This is a genomic window from Vibrio sp. 99-70-13A1 (assembly GCF_013114625.1).
Classification (GTDB): domain Bacteria; phylum Pseudomonadota; class Gammaproteobacteria; order Enterobacterales; family Vibrionaceae; genus Vibrio.
Map to the genome: position 1 here is coordinate 1 of NZ_VTXD01000066.1, position 6975 is coordinate 6975.

Here is a 6975-nt window from a genome sequence, read left to right on the forward strand (position 1 = left end):
CAGACTGTCAACGCTTGGCATTTTCAACTCGGTTTAGCTTCAGTGATTTTGGTGGTAAATTTGAGTACATTGGTAGCGTTGTCAGCTACTTAATTGGGCGTTATGTGATTTATTGGATGGTCGGTATAAATGAACGAGAATATAGTAGAAATCATAAAGCCAGGAATTCATCTGGATTTGAACGCCTATTGGGCTATGCATTACTGTTCCATACTTGAAGCGCTATATGAACAAAAAACATTGACTCATAGCTTTAACCGCCCTTATATGGATAATGTCGAACCTACATTGGGGAACTTGGCTTCAAAAGCAGGCTTTGCTTTCTTCAACGATATTAAGCAATCTCTGCAAAACTTTGGTCTTCAAGCATTACTGTGTCACTATTTAACTAGTGAAGAGGGTAGACCGATATTTAATGATATTGTGTCAAAATTGTCTGATCTCCATAGCTTCGATTTTATGTCTAGTACTCAAGAATACGGAGTTCATATTAGTTGTAAGGACTTCAATAGCGGTTTGCGCTTTGCACAAACTTTTAATCCATTTCTCTTGGGCTATGGAAAGTTACAGCATCAAGATGTTGCTAAGAAAGTTGCTTACGCTGATCTATGTGTTCTGCTAAAACGAGAAGATGAAAATTATGGAATTTTGGGAGAGGTCGAAGGCAATCACGGGCATGAATTGTTATTAGATTCCTTTTGGAAAAGAAAAAAAGGTGAGTACTATTCTTTTGGGTTTGGGGTTAAACAACGGACGTTCAAAACACCTAATATATTCACAGGAAAAATTGAACCGGAGCCTGCTCGTATAACTGGTAGGTGGGTTAGTACTGAATTTGGCTGGAAGTACGTGGTCATAGTTGATAGTGATCATTCCATTGTTCAAGATTTTCATAATGCAATAGGAACGATTCAAATGTTTATGGCACTTGGACCCCAGCAAAGAGCAAATTATGACTCTTCGTTGCTTCCTATTTTGAATTTGATCAAACAAAACTGGGATTCTCATGTTCTTGATTTAATTTCAAAACTTCGGGAACTGCTTGTATCCAATAAGCTTGCCACGCTAGGGGTAAATCCATTGCCAACGAAAACGATCCCGAGCATCATCACATAACAAAGCGTTTAAGACGGATTCTCAACGCTTGGCATTTTCGGCTTACTTTAGGTTAAGTGTCTATGTCACAATGGTTTAGGTCGGGTGGTAGGCGTTGCTCACCACTTAACGCGGCGTTATACGCTCTCAAGGAAATAGTCCTACATGAACAAAGTAGTATTCAGAAACTGCGGTGAAAATAGTCAGTATTGGGCAGTTTTAGAAAGGTTGTTTCAAAGTGAATGGTCTGATTTTTTGTTCGTAGACACTTATAAGCAAGATGCCCAACTTCCTCCAGTTATCGTTGCTCTCAGAGATAATCAAGTTATTGGTGGTTTAGCTTATTCACGTTATCAAGAGCCTCATGGAAATTGTGAGGTTATTTGGTTAAATGCGGTCTTTGTTTCACCAGAATGGCGTGGTCAAGGGGTCGCAAGCGAATTGATTAACTTGGGTGTTGAACAAGCGTTGGAAAGCATTCAAAGCCACCTTTATGCGTATACCCATGTTGCGTCACTTTATGAGTCTTTGGGTTGGTCTGTTGTTGATATTGAAAGTGAGCCGAATCATAGTGTAATGAGTATCTCGCTCGAGCCTCAACCACGCGTATAACAAGCAATTTAAGCAGACTGTCAACGCTTGGCATTTTCAACTCGGTTTAGCTTCAGTGATTTCGGTGGTAAATTTAGTGTATTGGTAGCGTTGTCAGCTACTTAATTGGGCGTTATATTGCTTAAGATTCAAAGGGTTAAATTATCCGTTTATCTTTGTTCTGCGTCGAGCTGCACACCTGTTCCTTTCGTGAAAAATGCCATCAAAATGACCATCGCACGTAGAAAGTTTGTCGGTTAATTAGCTGCAACGTCACGCAAGTCTCCTCGTTAGTAAGTTTTGCTGGCTCAAGTTCATTTTGCGCGGCTTCTTTTTCGTGGGAGCTTCATTGAAAGTTGCGGCTTCAGCGTACTTTGCTGTCAGGTTTCTCGCCTGAATTCTTTGCCATTTTAGCCAATCGAATTACTCCAATTTCAGCTCATTTCGCTTCTTAGCCAAGTGCGTTTTGTTGTCTATGATTGAGTTTCAAACTATCCGTTTTACTTCTGAGTTCAAAGCCAGTAGATTTGTAACCAATTCAGCACCTTGGCGCTAAACTTGGTTTCATCGTGCGGGCAATCTAACAAACAATTCAAGCTGACAGCCAACGCGCGGCATTTTCAGTTCCAAACGGTTTGGGTGTAATCGGTGCGTTGCTTTGGGTTCAGGTTTTCGTTGGTCTGCAACTTAATTGGGCGTTAGGTTTATTAATAAAATCATGGCTATAAAAGGAAGTTGAAATGTCATTTGAGAAGCAGTTAGATGCTGCCCATAACGAGTTGGAAGAAAAAGGTGTTTGGAAATCAAATTTTAATCCTCCAATAATTAAGTTGCTAAGGCTACTTGGTTTTAAATTCCCACCTCCGTATTATCAAAAATTTTTAATAAACCTGTTTTTTACCAGTATGTTTTTCGGAGTCGGCTTTGGCGTGATCTCATGGCTAATGACGGGACAGTTTCTAGATAAGACAGTAGTTCAGACGTTAATAGAAGCTGGTATTGGTGGTTTGGTATTTGGTTTTCTGATGTCTACTTTTTATTATGTGAGAAGAAAGCAACTAGGTCTGACAGTTTGGGAGTAATCGGTGCGTTACTTTGGGTTCTGGTTTGCGTTGGTCTGCAACTTAATTGGGCGTTAGGTTTTATTATAAATCAGCGCCTTAACATCAATGTGAAGTAGGTGATTTGTCAATTTCTCAACCTGTTTATTTCAGCTATTTTCAGCAGTTGAATATCGAGGTTTCAAGATTAAAACTCTCTTCAACCGTAAACATGCCAAGGTTCGCGGGTGCTTCATTTTGGTTCAGAGAAGCAATGATTGGAAGTGTAACTGGCTTAAAGTCGCTTTGAGTGTTTTTGCCTCTTCGGTTTGAAGTTGTGGATAGAAATACTCGTCCTGATTTTCTCTTTTTCTACTTATTTGATCGTGAGTATTGGTTTCAGTTCATGAGACTGTTTCATTTTTTGAAGTGTCATTTTCAGTACTTGCGTGTGACTTGAGTATTAAAATCAAATTGGTATCGCAATTCTTTATCAATTAAATCAGTCGATTGTGGTAAAACCTAACAAACAATTCAACCTGACTTGCAACGCGTGGCATTTTTACTTCTAATCAGGTTTAGTGATTAAGGTGCAATGCAGAGTCTCTGTATTGCGTTGCTGCGCAAGTTAATTGGGCGTTATGTGCTATTATCGATTTTCCCCGAAATTCAGAGTGAATTATGCAACTTATCCCTTTGTTAAAGCAGCCTCGGATCCACTGACGAGCGTAATGTTATTTCAATAATTCTTATTATTTAACATTAGCTTGAGGTCAAGTATGCAAAAGAAACACTGGTCAAAATTTCAGTTACTACATGAGGTAGTAACCAATCCGAATATTATTATAAAGGGCACCCACAGCTATTACAGTGATTGTTGGGACAATGGTTTCGAAGAGTCGGCTGTCAGATACTTACATGGTGACGAAATCAGTCGAAATTGGGAGCCAAGGTGGGAAATAGATAAACTTCACATTGGTGACTATGTTTGTGTCGGTGCTGAAGTCGTTATTTTGATGGGAGGTAACCATACTCATCGAGGTGACTGGTTCTGTTTATACCCATTTATGGACTACATTGACGAAGCTTATATTGGCAAAGGTGACACTTACATTGGCGATGGTTCATGGCTCGGAATGAGAGCCATGATTATGCCAGGCGTAACTATTGGAGAGGGTGCCATAGTTGCAGCGAATAGCGTCGTGACTAAAGATGTAGCACCATACAGTGTCGTTGGTGGTACACCCGCTAAATTGGTCAAATATCGCTTTGAGCCATTAGTGATTGACGAATTATTGCAGCTTAAAATTTATGACTGGCCGATTGAAAAGTTTGATTCATTAAAAAGGTATTTATGCGCATCAGACATTCAAGGTCTCAAAAGTGCAGTTTTAGCTTATGACGGATAAAATTAGCACATAACAAACAATTTAACCTGACTTACAACGCGTGGCAGTTTTACTTCTAATAGGTTTCAGTGATTATGGCGCAGTGCAGAGCCTCTGTATTGCGTTGCTGCGCAAGTTAATTGGGCGTTAACTTACAGGAGTAAAGATTGACTATTTATGAATATCTCTCGACGGTAGAGCAAGAAGCATTTGATGCTTACAAAAGAAGTGACGGTGCGGGTGGTGGTTTTGCGTATACGGTGAATCATAACCTCCGTAATGCAATAGCCTTAACAGCTGAGGACGAAGTTCACAAGAACAGCCTTGATATAGCTATCAACTCCCAGTCGTTACTAGCCGATACTTGCCTTTATCGTGCAGTTTACGGTGACTGTGTTGAGCGATTTATAAAAAGTCAGGATTTTCAAGATCCTGCTTACTTATCTACATCTGCACAAGATGACAACTTGCGTCAACATTATAATCGTCATCCAAACTCTGATGGTTATGATCCATACTTGCTTATCATCGATGCAAAACAATCTGCAAAAGCTATGTATATGGAAAAGTCTGACAATACAGCAGAAGAGAAAGAATATTTGCTCCCTAGAAATGCAAAGCTAACGATTGTTAAACGAGAAGAAATCACCGATAAGGCTGAAATTAAAAGAATTACTGGTGATTTTAAAAACGAAATTGATGTTCTTAAAGTTATTTACTTAGAATACAGCTAGTAAGTTAACAAACAATTTAAGAGTGATTCTCCACGCTTGGCATTTTTGGTTTGGGTCAAGTTCAGTGTTTACGGCGCTCAAATTGAGTGTGGTGGTAGCGTGGCTCACACCTTAATTGGGCGTTAGGCGAATAGGCAAAGTTTTAGCTAAGGAGTGTAAATGTACAAAGGAAGTTGTTTGTGTGGCTCAATCCAGTTGTCATTGAATGGTGGAGTTACCGATATTATTCATTGCCATTGTTCTTTGTGCCGTAAGGCTAGCGGAAGTGCCTATGCCACCAATGGTTTCATTGACGCTGAAGACTTAAAGTTAATTGATAACGATAAGACTCTTACTTTTTATGAAAGCAGTGAGGGTAAACGTAAGTACTTTTGTAAAAGTTGCGGAAGTCCAATCTATAGTTCCAATTCTCAATCTCCGAAAAGGTTTCGCCTTCGTTTAGGTATTTTGGATACCGATATATCGGAACGACCTATTTCTCATAACTTTGTTACATCAAGGGCTAATTGGGATGACTTAGATGCTGAATTACCACGTAGTGAAAAGCACGAAGTTGGACGAAAGTAGGCGCTGTAAAAATCGCCTAACAAGCAATTAAAGCAGACTGTCAACGCTTGGCATTTCAACTCGGTTTAGCTTCAGTGATTTAGGTGGTAAATTTGAGTGTGTTGGTAGCGTTGTCAGCTACTTAATTGGGCGTTATGAAACTTTCAGTCAGGTTAGGTCGATAATTATAAAGAGGTAGAAAACATGGACATAGCTTTTTGTTCTATTGATGAGAAAGAATGGTATGCAGATGATTTTTGGGCGTTGGGTGAAAAAGCAATCGTAACTATGCGCCGAAATCTGCAATGCACTTCCTGCAATGGAGATGCTTGGTTCAGAAAATCGAGCTACGGGAATAAAGTCCCGCACTTTTGTGCTCACCATACCGAAGATTGCAACTACGCAACTAACTATGAGGTCGTTGATGACGGAGATGGTGGTGATGGTCAGCCTGCGGCTAATCCAGACTCTGGTATAGTTTTAGACCTTGGCTTAGACAAAAATTATGAAGTTGATGTTCAAAGCCCAACCCCTAAACCGGATGTTTCAGTTGGAGAGCGAAGATCAGGTATTGAGGTCAAAAACAGTGGTGGTAAAGATTACCCAGCGCACCTCACGCTTAAAAATACCTTATATAAGCTAGTACGTTCCGACAAGCTCTATACATCAGATTCAAAAGTATCTATCCCTAATGCTCCAATTCTGGGGCTACCAGAAAAAGCGAATGAACTGTTCGTAAATTTCAAAGATATCCACGATGGCTATAATGGGTTAAATCGGGTGTATTGGGGATTTATCAGTGATGCTGGTTTTACTGCTGATGGTCGACTTTGGTTAAATGCTGGTAACCGCAGTGATGGTTTAAGTGTTTCTATCAATCCTGAAATAACGGAAGAGTTCCGCAAATATTTCAAGGTAGACAAATCATTAGACCAATTAGAAGGCTGTCATGCTCTCATCATTGGTGATTGTTATTATGCAACAACAGGCAAGCCTGTTATCTGGTGTGGTAGTTTGGATTATGTCGTGTTGCGCCGGTATAACTTTGACACAGTTTCATAACAAAGCATTTATGAGTGATTCCCAACGCTTGGCATTTTTCATTCCATTGTTGGGTTTCGTGTTTACGGTGGTATGGTTAGGTTTCGTGGTCGCGTTGCTCACACCTTAATGCGGCGTTATACGAATGGAGTAAATAATGTACAAGGAAACAGATTTTAGACTAAGCCAAGAAGAGTTTAGCTTTAAAAAAGATTCATATCCTTTATCAAAAATTAATACTTTAACGATTGTAGGGCTTATATTTGGTCTACTTCGTTGTTCAAAATATGCATTACAAATTGAGTTTCGCCATATTGATGAAACCGGAGTTCAATGGGTAAATGTAGCTAAGTCTTACTCCGAATCTGACAATGTGTTATTTGAACAACAAGCTGCGGCACTGAAGGCAACACTCGTATAACAAGCAATTTAAGCAGACTGCCAACGCTTGGCATTTTCAACTTGGTTTAGCTTCAGTGATTAAGGTGGTAGATTTTAGTGTATTGGTAGCGTTGTCAGCTACTTAATTGGGCGTTATGT

The 6975-nt window shown here is 39.7% G+C and carries 8 protein-coding genes; all 8 read left to right on the plus strand.

Annotation, left to right across the window (positions count from 1 at the left end):
• The first annotated feature begins 129 nt into the window (after positions 1–129).
• Positions 130–1116: a hypothetical protein gene (locus F0226_RS21825; RefSeq protein ID WP_171737602.1), complete on the plus strand. Its 987-nt coding sequence runs from the start codon at positions 130–132 to the stop codon at positions 1114–1116.
• A gap of 144 nt (positions 1117–1260) precedes the next feature.
• Entirely contained in the window at positions 1261–1707 is a 447-nt protein-coding gene (locus tag F0226_RS21830) for a GNAT family N-acetyltransferase (RefSeq protein ID WP_171737603.1), read from the plus strand.
• A gap of 719 nt (positions 1708–2426) precedes the next feature.
• Positions 2427–2768 (plus strand): DUF6404 family protein, encoded by a 342-nt coding sequence (locus tag F0226_RS21835; RefSeq protein WP_171737604.1) that lies wholly within the window; start codon positions 2427–2429, stop codon positions 2766–2768.
• A 737-nt stretch (positions 2769–3505) separates the two neighbouring features.
• Positions 3506–4135 carry a CatB-related O-acetyltransferase gene (locus F0226_RS21840; protein ID WP_171737605.1) on the plus strand — a complete coding sequence of 210 codons (630 nt, stop codon included), beginning with the start codon at positions 3506–3508 and terminating at the stop codon, positions 4133–4135.
• Between the two features lie 146 nt (positions 4136–4281).
• Positions 4282–4848 carry an ADP-ribosyltransferase gene (locus tag F0226_RS21845; protein ID WP_171737606.1) on the plus strand — a complete coding sequence of 189 codons (567 nt, stop codon included), beginning with the start codon at positions 4282–4284 and terminating at the stop codon, positions 4846–4848.
• 159 nt (positions 4849–5007) lie between these two features.
• Entirely contained in the window at positions 5008–5415 is a 408-nt protein-coding gene (locus F0226_RS21850; protein WP_171737607.1) for a GFA family protein, read from the plus strand.
• Between the two features lie 183 nt (positions 5416–5598).
• Complete coding sequence (locus tag F0226_RS21855; protein WP_171737608.1) at positions 5599–6456, plus strand: hypothetical protein; 858 nt, start codon at positions 5599–5601, stop codon at positions 6454–6456.
• A 136-nt stretch (positions 6457–6592) separates the two neighbouring features.
• Complete coding sequence (locus F0226_RS21860) at positions 6593–6856, plus strand: hypothetical protein (RefSeq protein WP_171737609.1); 264 nt, start codon at positions 6593–6595, stop codon at positions 6854–6856.
• The last annotated feature ends 119 nt before the right edge of the window (positions 6857–6975 follow it).

Coding starts and splice junctions, on each gene's coding strand:
- F0226_RS21825 (WP_171737602.1), top strand. CDS start 130: ATGAACGAGAATATAGTAGAAATCATAAAGCCAGGAATTCATCTGGAT.
- F0226_RS21830 (WP_171737603.1), top strand. CDS start 1,261: ATGAACAAAGTAGTATTCAGAAACTGCGGTGAAAATAGTCAGTATTGG.
- F0226_RS21835 (WP_171737604.1), top strand. CDS start 2,427: ATGTCATTTGAGAAGCAGTTAGATGCTGCCCATAACGAGTTGGAAGAA.
- F0226_RS21840 (WP_171737605.1), top strand. CDS start 3,506: ATGCAAAAGAAACACTGGTCAAAATTTCAGTTACTACATGAGGTAGTA.
- F0226_RS21850 (WP_171737607.1), top strand. CDS start 5,008: ATGTACAAAGGAAGTTGTTTGTGTGGCTCAATCCAGTTGTCATTGAAT.
- F0226_RS21855 (WP_171737608.1), top strand. CDS start 5,599: ATGGACATAGCTTTTTGTTCTATTGATGAGAAAGAATGGTATGCAGAT.
- F0226_RS21860 (WP_171737609.1), top strand. CDS start 6,593: ATGTACAAGGAAACAGATTTTAGACTAAGCCAAGAAGAGTTTAGCTTT.